The organism is Chitinophaga sp. Cy-1792, from assembly GCF_011752935.1.
Lineage (GTDB): Bacteria > Bacteroidota > Bacteroidia > Chitinophagales > Chitinophagaceae > Chitinophaga.
On record NZ_VWWO01000001.1, the window covers coordinates 1,245,061 to 1,260,834 of the forward strand.

Here is a 15,774-nt window from a genome sequence, read left to right on the forward strand (position 1 = left end):
TTTTTTTATTTATTATCGTATAGTTTCCAAATCGCGCCACCAATAAGGCCTCCGATGATAGGCCCAACGATGAATACCCATAGGTTAGACAAAGCAGCACCTCCAACGAAGAGCGCAGGACCAATGCTACGGGCCGGATTTACGGACACTCCTGTAACAGGGATACCCACAATATGGATCAGGGTAAGGGAGAGGCCAATAGCGACGCCTGCAAAACCAATATTGGTGGTGTTTTTACTGGTACTGCCATGCACAACTACCAGGAAGATGGTTGTCAGCACTATTTCTGCTACCAGACCGCTGACAAGATTGTAATGATCAGGAGAACCTTCACCTACACCATTTGCACCCAGGCCATTTGCTGCCAGTGAATAGTCAGCCTTGCCCTGAGCAATAAAGTAAAGTAACGCGGATGCCACAATAGCTCCCAATACCTGTGCGATGATATAGGACACCGCATCCTTACCGGAAATTTTGCCAAAGGCCAGCATGGAAATAGTAATAGCAGGGTTGATATGACAGCCGGAAATATAACCGATAGCATACACCATTACCAGTACTGATAACCCAAATGCAAATGCGATCCCTAAAAAGCCCACATGTGCCCCGGCCAGTACAGCCGCGCCTGTGCCCATAAACACCAACACGAAGGTGCCGAAGAATTCTGCAATGAATTTTTGCGAAGAAGAGACATTCATAAGAGCAATTGTTTAGAGGTTATATAAAATCTTGGGGTACAGGGTAATAAACAATCTATACTATAAATATATCACAAATTGATGAACATAAAAAAACGGGAAGATATCTTTCGACATCTTCCCGTTTGCATAAAATATAACTGCTACTAATACACTTCAGCAATCGTTAACTCCCCGCGGAGCGGTGTTTCCATCATTGTCTTACTTTCTTCCAGTGTAAGCCCCTGACCCAATACAAACATCAGCTTCGTTACCGCCGCCTCAAATGTAAGGTCATGGCCACTTACAACGCCCATGTCCAGCAAGTGCTGACTGGTTTCATATTTACCCAGTTCCACAGAACCACCATCACATTGCGTAATATCCAATACCAGCGCGCCTGCATCAGATACCCTTTTGATGCAATCAACAAACCACGATTGCGTGGTCGTATTACCACTACCGAAAGTCTCCAGGATAACGCCTTTCAGATCCGGTATATTCAGCGTTGCCTCCACTGCCCTGCGGGTAATACCCGGAAACAGTTTCAGTACCGTGATATTCGTTTCCAGCTCCTTGTGAACTTTCAATGATGCAGCCGGTGTCGGTAAAATAGATTGCGTCTTGTATTTAATATCTATACCTGCTTCCGCCAGCTGCGGATAGTTCATGGTATAAAATGCTTCAAACTTTTCAGCATTGTACTTCTTGGAACGATTTCCCCTGAACAGGGAAAAGTCAAAGTAGATACATACTTCCGGTACCATCGCTACATTACTGCCATTGTGCTTGGCACAGGCAATCTCCATTGCGGTAATAATGTTCTCCTTGGCATCTGTACGTATCTTTCCGATTGGAAGTTGTGATCCGGTAAGTATCACTGGCTTGGAGAGGTTCTCCAGCATGAAACTTAATGCCGATGCGGTAAACGCCATTGTATCGGAGCCGTGAAGAATTACAAATCCATCGTAACGGTCATAACGGTCCTCAATGATACTGGCCAGTTCCACCCATATTTCAGGTTGCATATCGGAGGAATCAATAGGTGGATTAAATGCATAAACATAGAAGTCTATTCCCATCCTATATAGCTCAGGCAAGTTATTCCTGATCTCGTTGAATCCTATCGGGCGCAGTGCTTTGGTTTTGTCGTCATAGATCATCCCTACAGTTCCGCCCGTGTAAATAATCAATATTTTACTCATTGTGCTAAGTCTGCCAGTTCTATGCAAAGTTATCCTTTAAAAGGTTAGAGCATTTTGAATAATTTCCGGGCATTACTGCTGGTAATAGCGGCTACCTCTTCTATTTTTAGATTTTTTACATCCGCTACTTTCTCACCTATCAACGGAATATAACTGCTCTCGTTGCGCTTACCTCTGTATGGAACCGGCGCCAGATACGGTGCATCCGTTTCCAGTACAATGTGCTGCAGGTCTATTCCTTCTATGATCCTGTCCAGTCCGGCCTTCTTGAAAGTCACTACTCCGCCTATTCCCAGGTAAAATCCCAGGTCGATGATCTCCTGCGCTTCTTCCTGCGTGCCCGAAAAGCAATGGAATACGCCACTCAGATTGCCGTCCTGTAAGGCTTTCACTTCGTTTATGCACTCCCGTGTCGATTCACGGCTGTGTATGGCTACCGGCAAACCATGTTCCCTGGCCATTTTCAGCTGTGCCCTGAATGCTTCATACTGTTGCGGTACATAAGTCTTGTCCCAGTAAAAATCCAATCCAATCTCTCCTACCGCCCAGTATTTTCGCTGCTCCAGCTGACGCCGAACTAATTCCAGCTGAGGAGCATAATCGGGCTTTACATAGCAGGGATGTATCCCCATCATCGGGAAACAATGCGCCGGATATGCCTCCTCCAGCTCCAGCATGCCCGGAATGGAATCCTCATCAATATTCGGTAGAAATAACTTTTCCACGCCCATTGATAATGCCCGGGCTATTATCTCCTTTCTATCAGTACTAAATTCTTCTGAATATAAATGTGCGTGGGTATCTATCCAAAACATAACATTATTTTTATAATATAAAATCCTATCTTTATGGAATAACAAAGGTACAGCCAGAAAAACCGAATTGCTAAAAATCTATCACTATGAAAAGCTATTTCAGCACAAATCGCGTGCTGGCATGGGCATTCACCGGTATATTGACGACCGGATTGTTCTTTGCCTGTAAAAAAGACAATAACAATAATAGTTCAACTACGAATCCACCTACTAATCCTGTTGGCAACAATCAGACAGATAATCAGGTGATACTGGCAGGCAGCCACGAAACGCAGGTAAACGCCATCTATGCGGATGTGTTTGCATCTGTTTCCAGCGCGTCTTCCGGCCAGGGCCTCGACTCCAATACGGCACGTATAGCTGTTGGAGATAAAAGCCTGCAGGCATCCGGCTCCTGCCCGGAAGTGTCAATGGACACCTATAGCGCAGGTGTATGGCCAAGAACAGTAACCATTAACTACGGTACATCCTGCTCTTCCAATTCTTTTATCGGTGTTCGCGGAGGTATTGTTAATGCTACCTTCAGTGCTCCGCTGTGGTCTGGCAACGCTACCGTTACTGTAACGTTCTCCAATTACACGGTGAATGGCTACCCTGTTTCCGGTACCGTTACCTATTCCGGTATCAGCTATCACGCAACAGCAGACGGCGGACTTACCTATACCCAGAAAATCACTGATGGAAAGGTGAAACTGAACGATACTACCTATATCGTTTACAACACTACCAAAACGGTAAAACAGATCGCTGGCGGTAAAACGCCTGTAAATCCTGGTGATGATGTATTCTCAGTAACTGGCAACGGTACTATCTCCAGCGCCAATGCTGCCGGTACAGTAGCATACAGCGCTGCTTTATCTACGCCTGTAGCCCTGGTGAAAGCCTGGAACTGCCAGTATATCTCAAAAGGACAACTGCAAATCGTTATTGGTACTGTAACCGGAACGATCGACTATGGCGATGGTACCTGTGATAATAAGGCTACTATCACTGTTGGCGACAAAGTGAAGGATATAACACTCTAGTAAATACTTATACGGACTAATAGTGCAACAGGCAGTCGGGCGTACCGGCTGCCTTTATTTTTAGAGTGCCTTTAAGGCATACTTCTGCTTTTTGCAGAATTCCAGCACACGGGGAAGTGCATAGGATAAACGGCTCCAGGCCTTGGTGCTATCATGGAAAACGACAATAGCGCCCGGATTCAGCTTGAAAACAACATTCTGAACACAGGCCTCTCCGTTAATATCCACATCGAAATCACCGCTCAGAATGTCCCACATGATTACATTCGCCCCCGGGATCTTTTTTTTCAACATCCTGATCTCAAAAGGTGTTATTTTCCCATATGGAGGCCGGAATAGTGGAGAATCAATATATTCCCTGGCTTGCAGGATATTCTCAATATATTTGTCTGTACTGGTTTTCCATCCGTTGAGATGATTGTGTGTATGATTACCCGTACTGTGGCCTTCTTCCAATATCCGCTGGTATATTTCGGGATATTCAATCACATTTTTACCAATACAAAAGAAAGTAGCTTTTGCATCATACTTCTTTAACTGGTCCAATACAAAAGGAGTAGCTTCGGGATGTGGTCCATCATCAAAGGTCAGGTAAACGGAGTTACTGCTTGCTGGCATATTCCAGATACAGCTGCTGTATATGGCTTTTATTATGCCGGGTGTTTTGGTCAGATAGAACATGAAAGAGGCAACATTTTACATGATATGTATGCAATATACTCAATGTGAATGGCAACGGGACAGGATTAAAAAATTTTAATCTGCTGATGCTAATTGCTGGAAGCCAATTCCTAAAACCCTTAACTTTGTCTCCTATGAATCACAGGAAAGTTAGAGTGCGTTTTGCGCCCAGTCCTACTGGTGGCTTACACCTTGGTGGTGTGCGCACCGTTTTATTCAACTACTTATTTGCAAAACACCACAACGGTGATTTTGTACTTCGCATCGAAGATACTGACCAGACCCGCTTCGTTCCGGGCGCTGAAGATTATATCAATGAATGTCTCCGCTGGTGTGGTCTCCAGCCAGACGAAAGCCCTGGTGTAGGTGGCCCTTACGAACCATACCGCCAGAGCGAGCGTAAACCATTATACCGCGAATACGCGGATAAGCTGGTAGCATCCGGTCATGCCTACTACGCTTTCGATACCCCGGAAGAACTGGAAAGCATGAGAGAAAGGCTGAAAAGCCCTGAAAATCCTGCCCCTCAATACAATCACATCGTTCGTGAGCAAATGAAGAACTCTCTCAATATGCTCGACAGCGAAGTACAGGAATTGCTGGCACGTAACACGCCACACGTTATCCGTATCAAAATGCCGGAAAACGACAACCTGACCTTCACCGATATGATCAGAGGAGAAGTAACTTTCAATACCGGTCTGGTAGATGATAAAGTTTTGCTGAAAGCTGATGGTATGCCTACCTATCACCTCGCCGTGGTAGTAGATGATTACCTGATGAAAATATCCCACGCTTTCCGCGGAGAAGAATGGCTGCCTTCCGCTCCTGTTCATATCCTCCTCTGGAAATACCTGGGCTGGGAAAAAGATATGCCTGAATGGGCGCACCTCCCGCTGATCCTGAAACCAGATGGCAACGGTAAACTCAGCAAACGCGATGGCGATCGCCTCGGTTTCCCGGTATACGCCATGAACTGGACAGACCCTCGCACCAACGAGTTCACCAAAGGTTTCCGCGAACTCGGATTCCTGCCGGAAGCTTTCGTTAACATGCTGGCCATGATCGGCTGGAACGACGGTACTGAACAGGAAATCTTCTCCATGGAAGAACTTATTCAGAAATTCTCCCTGGACCGCGTACATAAAGCCGGTGCTAAATTCGACTTCGAGAAAGCCAAATGGTTCAACCATCAGTACATTCTCAAAGCAGATGAAGACCGCCTGGCAGAACTCCTGCAGCCTATGCTGGCAGAGCATGACATCCACGCCGATATCCGCTTCGTTTCTGATGTAGTTGCATTGGTGAAAGACCGTCTGCACTTACTTGCAGACTTCTACGAACATAGCTTCTTCTTCTTCGAACGTCCTAAATCATTGGATACAACGCCTGTTGTACCTAAATGGACCATCTATAAAGAGAAGTTTTTCAACACCTGGCTGAAAAATATCGATAAACTGCCTAAGTTCCCTGCGCCTATGGCCGCAGAACTGGAAGAGAGCTTCAAACAGCTGGCTGCTGAAATGGAACTCAAAATGGGCGATGTGCAGCTGCCTTTCCGTATCATGCTCACCGGTGGCAAATTCGGTCCTCCGGTATTCGATATCGCTGCTACGCTGGGTATCACAGAAACCCAGAAACGTATCGCTATCGGTATCGATACCTATCGTAAAGCATGGGACGAAACCCAGGCAAAATCCTAACCGTATAGTCTATACGAAGTATAAAAAGAAAAGCGCTCTCTACCTGGTAGAGAGCGCTTTTCTTTTATAGTAAGCTGATTATTTAGTTTTAGCTGTTTCTTTTACCCAGCTGTCTTTCAGCGTAACAGTTCTGTTGAACACGATCTTTTCAGGCGTGCTGTCCGGATCTACACTGAAATAACCCTTACGCATAAACTGGAACCTGTCGCCAGGTTTTGCCTGCAGCAGGCCTGGTTCTACGTAGGCGTTGGTAATTACCTGCAGCGAATCCTTGTTGATATAGGATTTGAAGTCGCCTTCTTCACTGTTAGGGTTTTCCACATTGAAAAGCCTGTCGTAAATACGCACTTCTGCTGTGGCAGCATGTGCAGCGCTTACCCAGTGAATGGTACCTTTTACGGTCAGGCCGCTGGTGTCGCCGCCGCTTTTGCTTTCCGGGAGATAGGTAGCATAGATGGTGGTGATATTACCATCAGCATCTTTCTCTACACTTTCCCCTTTGATGATATAAGCATTTTTCAGACGTACCATCATACCTGGTCCGAGGCGGAAGTACTTTTTAGGAGGGTTCTCCATAAAGTCCTCACGCTCGATATACAGGGTATTGCTGAAGTACAGCTTGCGGGTACCTGAATTCGGGTCTTCCGGATTGTTCTCTGCTTCCATTTCTTCTACCTGATCTGCAGGATAGTTGGTGATCACCAGCTTTACAGGATCAAGTACAGCCATGGCACGGTTGGCGGTTCTGTTCAGTTCTTCACGGATACAGAACTCGAGCAGGCTATATTCAATAATATTATCACGTTTCTGGATACCTACGCGCTCGCAGAGGCTGCGGATACTTGCCGGTGTATAGCCACGGCGGCGTAAACCACTGATAGTAGGCATACGCGGGTCGTCCCAGCCATTTACGATACCTTCTTCCACCAGTTGTTTCAGCTTACGCTTACTCATAACGGTGTAGTTCAGGTTCAGGCGGGCAAACTCGTACTGGTGGCTAGGGAAGATGTCCAGCTCCTTGATAAACCAGTCGTACAGCGGACGGTGAGGAATAAATTCCAGTGTACAAACGGAATGCGTGATATTTTCAATGCTGTCACTCTGGCCATGGGCGAAATCATACATCGGGTAGATGCACCATTTATCGCCGGTACGGTGGTGATGTGCATGTTTGATGCGGTACATCAGCGGATCACGCATATGCATGTTGGGAGCAGCCATATCTATTTTGGCCCGGAGGGTTTTTTCTCCGTCTTTGAATTCTCCTTTACGCATACGCTCGAACAGGTCCAGGTTTTCATCTACAGAACGGCTTCTGGCCGGACTATTGGTACCTGGCGTGGTAGGCGTACCTTTCATGGCAGCAATTTCTTCTGCAGTAGCATCTTCCACATATGCCAGCCCTTTTTTGATCAGCTCCACCGCATATTGGTACAGTTGCTCAAAATAATCGGAGGCATACAGCTCTTTCTCCCATTCAAATCCCAACCAGCGGATATCTGCTTTGATAGATTCCACATATTCCGTGTCCTCAGTTACCGGGTTGGTATCATCGAAACGGAGATTGGTTTTACCATTGTATTTCTGAGCCAGGCCGAAGTTCAGACATATCGACTTGGCATGACCTATATGCAGGTAGCCGTTGGGTTCTGGTGGAAAACGTGTAAGCACACGGCCTCCTGTGGCCCCACTGGCCAGATCTTCTTCTACTATTTGTTCTAAAAAATTGAGTGACCTTTCTTCGCTCATAAGAATATAAATGTGTCTGCAAATGTAAGGAATAGTGCTTAGCTTTCAGCTATTCATTATCCTGTTGGATATGGATAAGCCCAGCCTTCACATATTTCCCGGAATATATAATAATTAATTTTATTTTGATGTCCCCGGGAAGAAAAAATAGCATAGAAAAAACACGATTGACAGTCGCTCCCGGAAATTTTTTAAAAAATTATCTTGTAGCCGTAACTTTTTGATTTTCGGGTCGTCTTCTGATCAGATACATCATAATTATACTTAAATAAACCCGCCATTTATGACGACCAAATCGATACCTGTACTCCTGTTGCTGCTGCTGTTGGCCACTACCAGCACCTTTGCCCAGGAAAAAACTGATTCAACTGAAACCAGCACAACTAACGCAAACGATAGTACGATTACCAAAGAAAAAGGGCCACTCCTGAGTATCATATTTGGAAAATATCCTAAGTATCGTAAAGGAATTTACCGTACCAGTGGCGGGGATGTAGGTATCCTCTCCTTTGCCAATATGCAGAATAACGGAGAACATATGCGTAATATCCCGAGATTCTCCCTGTTTTTTAACGTAGGAACCAACTATAACAAGGACTTCGGTCGTCACTTCGGCATCTTCACCGGATTCAATATCAAGAACATCGGCTTGATTTCCAAGCCTTACGATAGCCTTAAATTGAAACAACGCGTCTATACCTTCGGTATTCCGCTGGGTTTCAAAGTCGGCGACCTTCACAGAGGTACCTTCTTCTTCTTTGCCGGTGCGGAAGCCGATCTGGCCTTCAACTACAAGGAAAAACAGTTCGTAAACGGTGATAAAGTCCACAAATTTAATGAGTGGTTCAGCGACCGTACCCCGCTGATTATGCCATCTTTCTTTGCCGGTATGCGCTTCGCCCCTTCTTTCGGCCTGAAAGTGCAGTACTACCCGCAGAATTTCTTCAATAAAGATTTTAAAGAAACAGATAAACTTTCCGGCAACGCCGTTTACCCATACAAAAACCTGGATGCCAAGCTGTTCTTCGTAACACTCAGCTACAATTTCAACAGCCATGTATACAGGTATGCACATAAAAAGACCAACTATGTACGCTTCAAAAGCGGCAACGCCAAAATGGAAGTAGAATACTAATACGAATGCCCTCACCCCAAAATAGACCAGCCGTAAATCCGGCTGGTTTTTTTATGCCTCCGCGGAAAATTTCTTAATATTGGATACACTAAAAATGTAGACGCATGTACCAGACAATCAGCACCAAACTGGAAGATAATACGCTCATTATTACCATCAACCGCCCGGATAAGATGAATGCCCTCAACCAGACCGTCATGACGGAACTGGCCCTGGCTATTGATGAAGTATATAGTAAAAAAGAAGTAAAGAGCGCCATCATCACCGGTTCCGGCGAGAAGGCTTTTGTTGCCGGTGCGGATATTTCAGAATTCCTTCAACTCACGCCTTCAGAAGGGGAAGAACTGGCATCCAAAGGTCATGTGGTCTTCCATCGTATAGAAAATTGCCCTAAACCAATAGTGGCCGCCGTGAATGGCTTCGCCCTGGGAGGCGGTTGTGAGCTGGCCATGGCCTGCCATTTCCGTATTGCCAGCGAAAATGCTAAGTTCGGACAGCCGGAAGTCAACCTGGGCCTCATTCCCGGTTATGGCGGTACCCAACGCCTCACCCAGCTGATCGGTAAAGGAAAAGCCGTTGAACTCATGCTGACAGGCGATATGATCGACGCCGCAAACGCCTTCCAATGGGGATTGGTGAATCATATCACCCCCCTGGCCGATCTTCTCCCTAAAGCTAAATCCCTGCTCGCTAAAATCCATACAAAAGCACCCCTGGCCGTTGCCAGGGTCATCAAATGCGTAAATGCTGCCATCGATAAAGAACAAAATGGCTTCGAACTGGAAATTGAAGAATTCGCGGCATGCTTTGCTACGCAAGACCTTAAAGAAGGCGCCAGCGCATTTGTGGAGAAAAGACAACCGAATTTCAAAGGGGAATAACCTGTAATTAGCTACTTTTGTAGCCTTAAAAGTTTACGCTATGGAATTCAGAATAGAGAAAGACACAATGGGCGAAGTGAAAGTGCCTGCTAATGCTTATTACGGCGCTCAGACACAGCGATCCATTGAAAATTTCAAGATCGCACAGGACATCAACAAGATGCCTAAAGAAATTATCAAAGCTTTTGCTTACCTGAAAAAAGCAGCAGCACTGACTAACTTCCAGGCTGGCGTATTGCCACAGGAAAAAAGCGACCTGATCGGCCGTGTATGTGATGAAATCCTGGAAGGTAAACTGGATAACGAATTCCCACTGGTAGTTTGGCAAACAGGCTCCGGTACCCAGTCTAACATGAACGTAAACGAAGTGGTAGCTTACCGCGGCCACGTAGTTCATGGCGGACAGCTGACTGATAAAGAGAAATTCCTCCATCCTAACGATGATGTGAATAAATCACAGTCTTCCAACGATACCTTCCCTACTGCCATGCACATCGCTGCATATAAAATTCTGGTGGAAACTACCATTCCAGGTATCAAAAAACTCCGCGATACCCTCGCCCAGAAAGCCGAAGCTTTCAAACATATCGTGAAAATCGGCCGTACCCACTTCATGGACGCTACCCCACTCACACTGGGTCAGGAAATCAGCGGCTATGTATCTCAGCTGGACCACGGTCTGAGAGCTATCAACAATACCCTGCCTCACCTCAGCGAACTCGCACTGGGTGGTACTGCCGTAGGTACTGGTATCAACACGCCTAAAGGCTACTCTGAAAACGTAGCTAAAAATATCGCTGACCTGACCGGTCTGCCTTTCATCACCGCTGAAAACAAATTCGAAGCCCTGGCTGCTCACGATGCTATCGTTGAAGCGCACGGCGCCCTGAAAACTGTTGCAGTAAGCCTGATGAAAATCGCGAACGACATCCGTATGCTCAGCTCTGGCCCTCGTGCCGGTATTGGCGAAATCCACATCCCGGACAACGAACCAGGTTCTTCTATCATGCCAGGTAAAGTAAATCCTACACAGTGTGAAGCGCTCACCATGATCGTTGCACAGGTACTGGGTAACGATGTTGCCATCAACATCGGCGGCGCTACCGGCCACTTCGAACTGAACGTGTTCAAACCGGTAATGATCTATAACTTCCTGCACTCTGCACGCCTGATCGGTGATGGTTGCGTAAGCTTCAACGATAAATGTGCGGAAGGTATCGAACCGATCGAAGCTAATATCAAAAAGCATGTGGAAAACTCGCTGATGCTGGTTACTGCGCTGAATACCAAAATTGGTTACTATAAAGCAGCTGAAATCGCACAGAAAGCACATAAAGAAGGTACTACACTAAAAGAAATGGCAGTGAAACTGGGTTATGTAACCCCTGCTGAATTCGACGAATGGGTAGTTCCTGCTCACATGGTGGGTGATATCAAATAAGAGATATTTTTATCTGTATACAAGGCGTCTCTACCCAGTAGAGGCGCCTTTCTTTTTGCTATCTTTAGTATAACTCAATACTAACGGAAATGAATGTACTTTTCTATAGCGCCCAGCCCTACGATATCGCATATTTCAACAAAGCCAATGCTGCCTTTAATTATAATCTCCGTTACCTCGAATACCCGCTCAACGCTGATAATACCGCACTTATCAAACCCGGAGAATCAGTCATCTGTGCCTTCGTCAACGACCACCTCGATGCCGGCATACTCCGTCAGCTAAAGGAAAAAGGCATTCAACTGATCGCTCTCCGCGCCGCCGGTTTTAATAACGTAGACCTGAAAGTAGCTGCAGAATTAAACCTGCCGGTAGTTAGGGTTCCGGCTTATTCCCCACATGCGGTAGCCGAACATGCCGTTGCTTTATTACTGGGACTGAATAGAAAAATATATAAAGCGTATAACCGTATCCGTGATAATAATTTCACCTTAAACGGACTCGAAGGATTTGACCTGTATGGTAAAACGGTTGGGGTGGTTGGTACAGGAAATATTGGCGCTATCTTCTGCAGAATTATGCTGGGCTTTGGTTGTAAGGTATTAGCCTATGATATGTTTAATAATAAAAGTCTGGAAGATGCCGGTGTAGAATATGTTTCCATGGAAACAATTTTGAAAGATGCAGATATTATTTCCCTGCATTGTCCGCTTACGCCGGAAACAAAACATCTCGTTAATGCATACACTATTTCACAGATGAAGCGTGGTGTATTCCTGTTAAACACCAGCCGCGGCGGATTGATAGACACAAAAGCTGTGGTGGAGGCGCTGAAGAACGGACATATCGGCGCATTGGCCATTGATGTGTACGAACAGGAAGAAAACCTGTTCTTTCATGATTTATCTGATGTCATCATCCAGGATGATGTATGGTCAAGGCTTATCACCTTCCCGAATGTAGTGATTACCTCTCATCAGGGCTTCTTCACCCGTGAAGCACTCACACAAATTGCTGAAACAACCTTGAATAATATTCAGCAATTTGAAAAAGGCCTGCCACTCACCAACCAGGTGAAGATATAAAATAATCCCGGCTGCATTGTCTATATATAAATTGGCCCCCCGCGCGTCAGCGCGGGGGGCCAATTTAAGAAAAGAATGTTGGCCGAAGGCCAACATTCCCTAAAAATTATTTCTTCTTAAACACATCATCAAATGTCAGCGTCACATAATACAATCCCTTAATCGTAGGCCCACCCACATACTGGAAATATGAAGTATTAAACAGGTTGGAAGCACCCACTTTAAAAGAAGTTTTGATCTTCGGAACACGATACGTAACCTGCGCATCAACGGTGCTGTAGGCAGGCACATTACCATTACCGAACAGGTTCTGCCAGTAGAATGCATCCTGCCAATGCCATACTACGTTAAAGCCAAAGTTTGGCAATACATTACGGTTACCAAAGCTGATATTGGTAAACCATTCCGGCGTGTTGAAACCCGGTACCAGTGCATCATCCTTGGTTTTATCCGTTACCAGCTTGTTGTAGTTGGCGTTGGCACTCACGGTGTAAGACTTGTAAATATCATAAGTCACCGCTACCGCAAATCCATAGTTGCTAACGGTGGATTTACTGTTGGTCCATACACGGTAACGATTCTGTAAACTCTTATCCAGCATCTGATTCAGCACAGACTGATCAGGGGTATTAACGTTGCCGCTGGTAGGTACTACTGCTTCTATCTGGCCGATGAAATGCTTGTAAGAACTATAATAACCATCTACGTCAACAAATAATTTGTTGTTGATCAATACTGCTTTATAGCCACCTTCGAAGGAATGAATCTCTTCAGGAACGATCGGATCAAGATTTGCCACTTTCAGGATGCCTGCATTCTTGGCGGCCGCCTGATCTTTGGTGACATGATCCGCATTGATGGTCTTATTTACCGCTACACCAAAGGCATCCACGGTGCTGGTAAGGAAGGAATTCTTGAAATAGCCAAGCCCCTGTTCTATGAACGCCAGACCACCTACACGCCTAACCTGCCCGTTATTCACAAAAGAATAGGCTTCAAATAATGATGGGAACCGGAAACCGTTCTGCCAGGAGAGGCGGAAATTATGTTTGTCTTTGATGCTGTAAACCGCAGCTATGCGTGGGTTCAGCTTACCTTCAAACTGCTGGTTTTTATCGTAGCGAAGGGAAGCTGTGATCTTCAGGGCATCGTTGAAGAAGGTTTTGGCTCCCTGCGCAAAACCGCCGGCTTTGCCGTACCAGATATGCTTACCGCCTGGCTGATTGCGTTTGTCTGCCGGCAGGGAAAAGTCTACGAAGTTATTACCGTCTGGAATGATTTCGTAGGTTCTGTAGTCGGCACCTACCAATACATCCATGAAATGCACGTATTTACGGAGGTTCCAGGTTCCTTCTGTATGATAGAAGCGGCTCATCTGCAATAATGCAGCACCACCTGTGGTGTTATTCGGATTTTTAGATGTTGGGTAGATGTCCCAGTCATTTACACTTTTGATTTTTGCCACCTGTGCATCAAAGGCTGCGGTACCTGGTGTCCATCTGCCGGCATCGGCTGCTGCGCGTGCAGCTGCGTGGGCGTCTACGAGACTGGCACCATTGGTAAGCGCGGTATTTAAGGCTTTGGTATAATCCGCAGTCCACACCTTGTCAGACTTAAATGATTTCTCAAGGTTGTCTGCCAGCGGGTTCATATTATAGCTATCGCCGGTATTTTCGATAGATACATAAGAGCGGAGGGTAAAGTCGGGATGTACCAGTTCGATTTTATGGTTTTGAACAGATACATTTTTCAGACCGATACGGTTACCACGCTGAAAGAAGCCATCCATCAGGCCATAGCGGTATGCGTAGGAAAGTTCTATTTTATGTGGCAGGCGGAAATTCAGACTACCATCTACTTTAGTATTTCTTACTTTATAATCTCCTACGAGATCTTTCTCCCAATAACCGGTACGGTGTACATTATACGCTCTGTTATCTTTATCGATGATCTGAATATTGGCGTTATCACCATATTTATTCCAGGCATCATTGGCGATGTTGTTAGGGCCGCTCAGTTCCGGAAAGTCGGGATTGGCTTTGCTTTGCGGGTTAAAGTCGTTATGACTGTCGGCATACCAGTCGGTGCCTTCCATATAGCTGAAGTTGATTTTCCAGGCAAACCAGGGAGCGTAGGACTGTGCATAACGTACAGCCGTTTCCGTAAGTGGTTTTGCACTGGCGCCTTTTTCACCGACGTGGTTAACAGCAAATTTCTGGTATACGCTGACGCCCTGGTATTCGAATGGATTTTTAGTGGTAAGGTTAGACATGCCATTGATCGCATTCATACCGTACAGGGCGGAAGATGCACCTGGCGTCACTTCCACGCTGGAGATATCCAGCTCCGTAGGGCCGATGGCGTTACCCAGTGGTACGCCGAGCGTAGCGGCCTGGTTATCCACACCATCTACCAGCTGCATGAAACGGAAGTTGTTGGGAACGTTGAAGCCACGGGTGTTGAACACCTTGAAGGTAAGTCCTGCTGTGGTCATCTGTACACCTTTCAGGTTGCCGAGGGCATCATAAAAGGTAGAAGAAGGTGTTTCCTTCAAAGCGCGGATATCCAGCTTTTCAATGGCTACCGGCGAACGTAACAGCTTCTCCTGCTGACGGGAGGCGGATACCACCACTTCATTTACCAGCAGCGACTGTGTGAATAACTGTATCGCCAGTTTGCTGTTGCTATTCTTTACCTCAAACTCCTGCGGCTGATACCCGATCAGGCGGATTACCAGTTTGTAGGGGAATTTAGCATTGTTGGTCAGGGAAAAATGACCGGTTGTATCTGTTGCAGTACCAAATGAAGTTCCTTTTATCTGTACAGAAGCACCAGGTAAGCCAGCGCCGTTGGCATCTACAATTTTCCCTTCGATGATATACGACCCGTTTAACTGGGCCTGTACGAAGGTTGGACTAAATACCAGCGCTATCAGCAGGTATTTAACCACTATAGGTAAAAACTTTTGCATAAAAATCAGTGCGTTATTAGATTATTGATTGAAAAAAGGGGTAAGGAAAGCCACTATCGGTTGTTAATCAACAACATCGAGAGAGGAGGATTATATTTGCCATTATTAAAACCATATAGTCTATAGAATTGGTAGACAAATGTAGGTCGGGAATTTTTTATTTCAAAGCAAAAGGCCGGAAATCTCTGAAAATTGCAGCAGGAAAGGGTTTTGTCAGGTAGAAATATCTGGTATTAAGATATTGATATATAAGAGATTCGGGTATAATTTAATCATCTGCAAAAAAAATACAGGCATCTGCCCGAAGGGCGAGAGGAAAAGCAAAATCTCTCTATAAAACACTAAACAGCAAAACGCAGGCCTTTGCTGCTTATGCAACTTATGCTGCTTTGCGAGCAAAATAACA

General features: G+C 45.7%; 12 protein-coding genes. 6 read left to right on the top strand and 6 right to left on the bottom strand.

Annotated features, from left to right (window positions below; translation table 11 throughout):
* Positions 1–5: 5 nt before the first annotated feature.
* From aqpZ to F3J22_RS05150, 3 genes are all read right to left on the bottom strand, one after another.
* Positions 6–698 carry an aquaporin Z gene (aqpZ, locus tag F3J22_RS05140; protein ID WP_167014958.1) on the bottom strand — a complete coding sequence of 231 codons (693 nt, stop codon included), beginning with the start codon at positions 696–698 and terminating at the stop codon, positions 6–8.
* Between the two features lie 146 nt (positions 699–844).
* Positions 845–1,882 (bottom strand): asparaginase, encoded by a 1,038-nt coding sequence (locus tag F3J22_RS05145; RefSeq protein WP_167014959.1) that lies wholly within the window; start codon positions 1,880–1,882, stop codon positions 845–847.
* Positions 1,883–1,926: 44 nt separating this feature from the next.
* Positions 1,927–2,697, bottom strand: coding sequence for a TatD family hydrolase (locus F3J22_RS05150; RefSeq protein ID WP_167014961.1), 771 nt, complete (start codon positions 2,695–2,697; stop codon positions 1,927–1,929).
* Positions 2,698–2,783: 86 nt separating this feature from the next.
* Here F3J22_RS05150 and F3J22_RS05155 point away from each other — a divergent pair, with 86 nt between their 5' ends.
* Positions 2,784–3,722 carry a hypothetical protein gene (locus F3J22_RS05155; RefSeq protein ID WP_167014963.1) on the top strand — a complete coding sequence of 313 codons (939 nt, stop codon included), beginning with the start codon at positions 2,784–2,786 and terminating at the stop codon, positions 3,720–3,722.
* Between the two features lie 60 nt (positions 3,723–3,782).
* Here F3J22_RS05155 and F3J22_RS05160 read toward each other — a convergent pair whose 3' ends face one another.
* Complete coding sequence (locus F3J22_RS05160) at positions 3,783–4,403, bottom strand: polysaccharide deacetylase family protein (protein WP_167014965.1); 621 nt, start codon at positions 4,401–4,403, stop codon at positions 3,783–3,785.
* 134 nt (positions 4,404–4,537) lie between these two features.
* Between F3J22_RS05160 and gltX the strand changes: the two genes are divergently transcribed.
* Positions 4,538–6,106, top strand: a complete 1,569-nt coding sequence (gltX, locus tag F3J22_RS05165; protein ID WP_167014967.1) for a glutamate--tRNA ligase — start codon at positions 4,538–4,540, stop codon at positions 6,104–6,106.
* A 78-nt stretch (positions 6,107–6,184) separates the two neighbouring features.
* Here the strand turns inward: gltX and F3J22_RS05170 are convergent, their stop codons facing one another.
* The gene (locus F3J22_RS05170) at positions 6,185–7,855 is read right to left on the bottom strand and encodes a glutamine--tRNA ligase/YqeY domain fusion protein (RefSeq protein WP_167014969.1); all 1,671 of its coding nucleotides are present in this window, start codon (positions 7,853–7,855) and stop codon (positions 6,185–6,187) included.
* Between the two features lie 283 nt (positions 7,856–8,138).
* Here F3J22_RS05170 and F3J22_RS05175 point away from each other — a divergent pair, with 283 nt between their 5' ends.
* From F3J22_RS05175 to F3J22_RS05190, 4 genes are all read left to right on the top strand, one after another.
* Positions 8,139–8,990 carry a hypothetical protein gene (locus F3J22_RS05175; RefSeq protein ID WP_167014971.1) on the top strand — a complete coding sequence of 284 codons (852 nt, stop codon included), beginning with the start codon at positions 8,139–8,141 and terminating at the stop codon, positions 8,988–8,990.
* Between the two features lie 104 nt (positions 8,991–9,094).
* Positions 9,095–9,871 carry an enoyl-CoA hydratase/isomerase family protein gene (locus F3J22_RS05180; protein WP_167014973.1) on the top strand — a complete coding sequence of 259 codons (777 nt, stop codon included), beginning with the start codon at positions 9,095–9,097 and terminating at the stop codon, positions 9,869–9,871.
* Between the two features lie 40 nt (positions 9,872–9,911).
* Positions 9,912–11,312, top strand: a complete 1,401-nt coding sequence (gene fumC / locus F3J22_RS05185) for a class II fumarate hydratase (protein WP_167014975.1) — start codon at positions 9,912–9,914, stop codon at positions 11,310–11,312.
* An 89-nt stretch (positions 11,313–11,401) separates the two neighbouring features.
* The gene (locus F3J22_RS05190) at positions 11,402–12,397 is read left to right on the top strand and encodes a 2-hydroxyacid dehydrogenase (RefSeq protein WP_167014977.1); all 996 of its coding nucleotides are present in this window, start codon (positions 11,402–11,404) and stop codon (positions 12,395–12,397) included.
* Positions 12,398–12,503: 106 nt separating this feature from the next.
* Here the strand turns inward: F3J22_RS05190 and F3J22_RS05195 are convergent, their stop codons facing one another.
* Positions 12,504–15,368, bottom strand: coding sequence for a TonB-dependent receptor domain-containing protein (locus tag F3J22_RS05195; RefSeq protein WP_167014979.1), 2,865 nt, complete (start codon positions 15,366–15,368; stop codon positions 12,504–12,506).
* Between the last annotated feature and the right edge of the window lie 406 nt (positions 15,369–15,774).

What these genes read in the sequence shown, in the direction of transcription:
- F3J22_RS05160 (WP_167014965.1), bottom strand. Translation starts at nt 4,403, where the DNA reads ATGTTCTATCTGACCAAAACACCCGGCATAATAAAAGCCATATACAGC.
- F3J22_RS05170 (WP_167014969.1), bottom strand. Translation starts at nt 7,855, where the DNA reads ATGAGCGAAGAAAGGTCACTCAATTTTTTAGAACAAATAGTAGAAGAA.
- F3J22_RS05175 (WP_167014971.1), top strand. Translation starts at nt 8,139, where the DNA reads ATGACGACCAAATCGATACCTGTACTCCTGTTGCTGCTGCTGTTGGCC.
- F3J22_RS05150 (WP_167014961.1), bottom strand. Translation starts at nt 2,697, where the DNA reads ATGTTTTGGATAGATACCCACGCACATTTATATTCAGAAGAATTTAGT.
- F3J22_RS05180 (WP_167014973.1), top strand. Translation starts at nt 9,095, where the DNA reads ATGTACCAGACAATCAGCACCAAACTGGAAGATAATACGCTCATTATT.
- gltX (WP_167014967.1), top strand. Translation starts at nt 4,538, where the DNA reads ATGAATCACAGGAAAGTTAGAGTGCGTTTTGCGCCCAGTCCTACTGGT.
- F3J22_RS05145 (WP_167014959.1), bottom strand. Translation starts at nt 1,882, where the DNA reads ATGAGTAAAATATTGATTATTTACACGGGCGGAACTGTAGGGATGATC.
- F3J22_RS05155 (WP_167014963.1), top strand. Translation starts at nt 2,784, where the DNA reads ATGAAAAGCTATTTCAGCACAAATCGCGTGCTGGCATGGGCATTCACC.
- F3J22_RS05195 (WP_167014979.1), bottom strand. Translation starts at nt 15,368, where the DNA reads ATGCAAAAGTTTTTACCTATAGTGGTTAAATACCTGCTGATAGCGCTG.
- F3J22_RS05190 (WP_167014977.1), top strand. Translation starts at nt 11,402, where the DNA reads ATGAATGTACTTTTCTATAGCGCCCAGCCCTACGATATCGCATATTTC.
- aqpZ (WP_167014958.1), bottom strand. Translation starts at nt 698, where the DNA reads ATGAATGTCTCTTCTTCGCAAAAATTCATTGCAGAATTCTTCGGCACC.
- fumC (WP_167014975.1), top strand. Translation starts at nt 9,912, where the DNA reads ATGGAATTCAGAATAGAGAAAGACACAATGGGCGAAGTGAAAGTGCCT.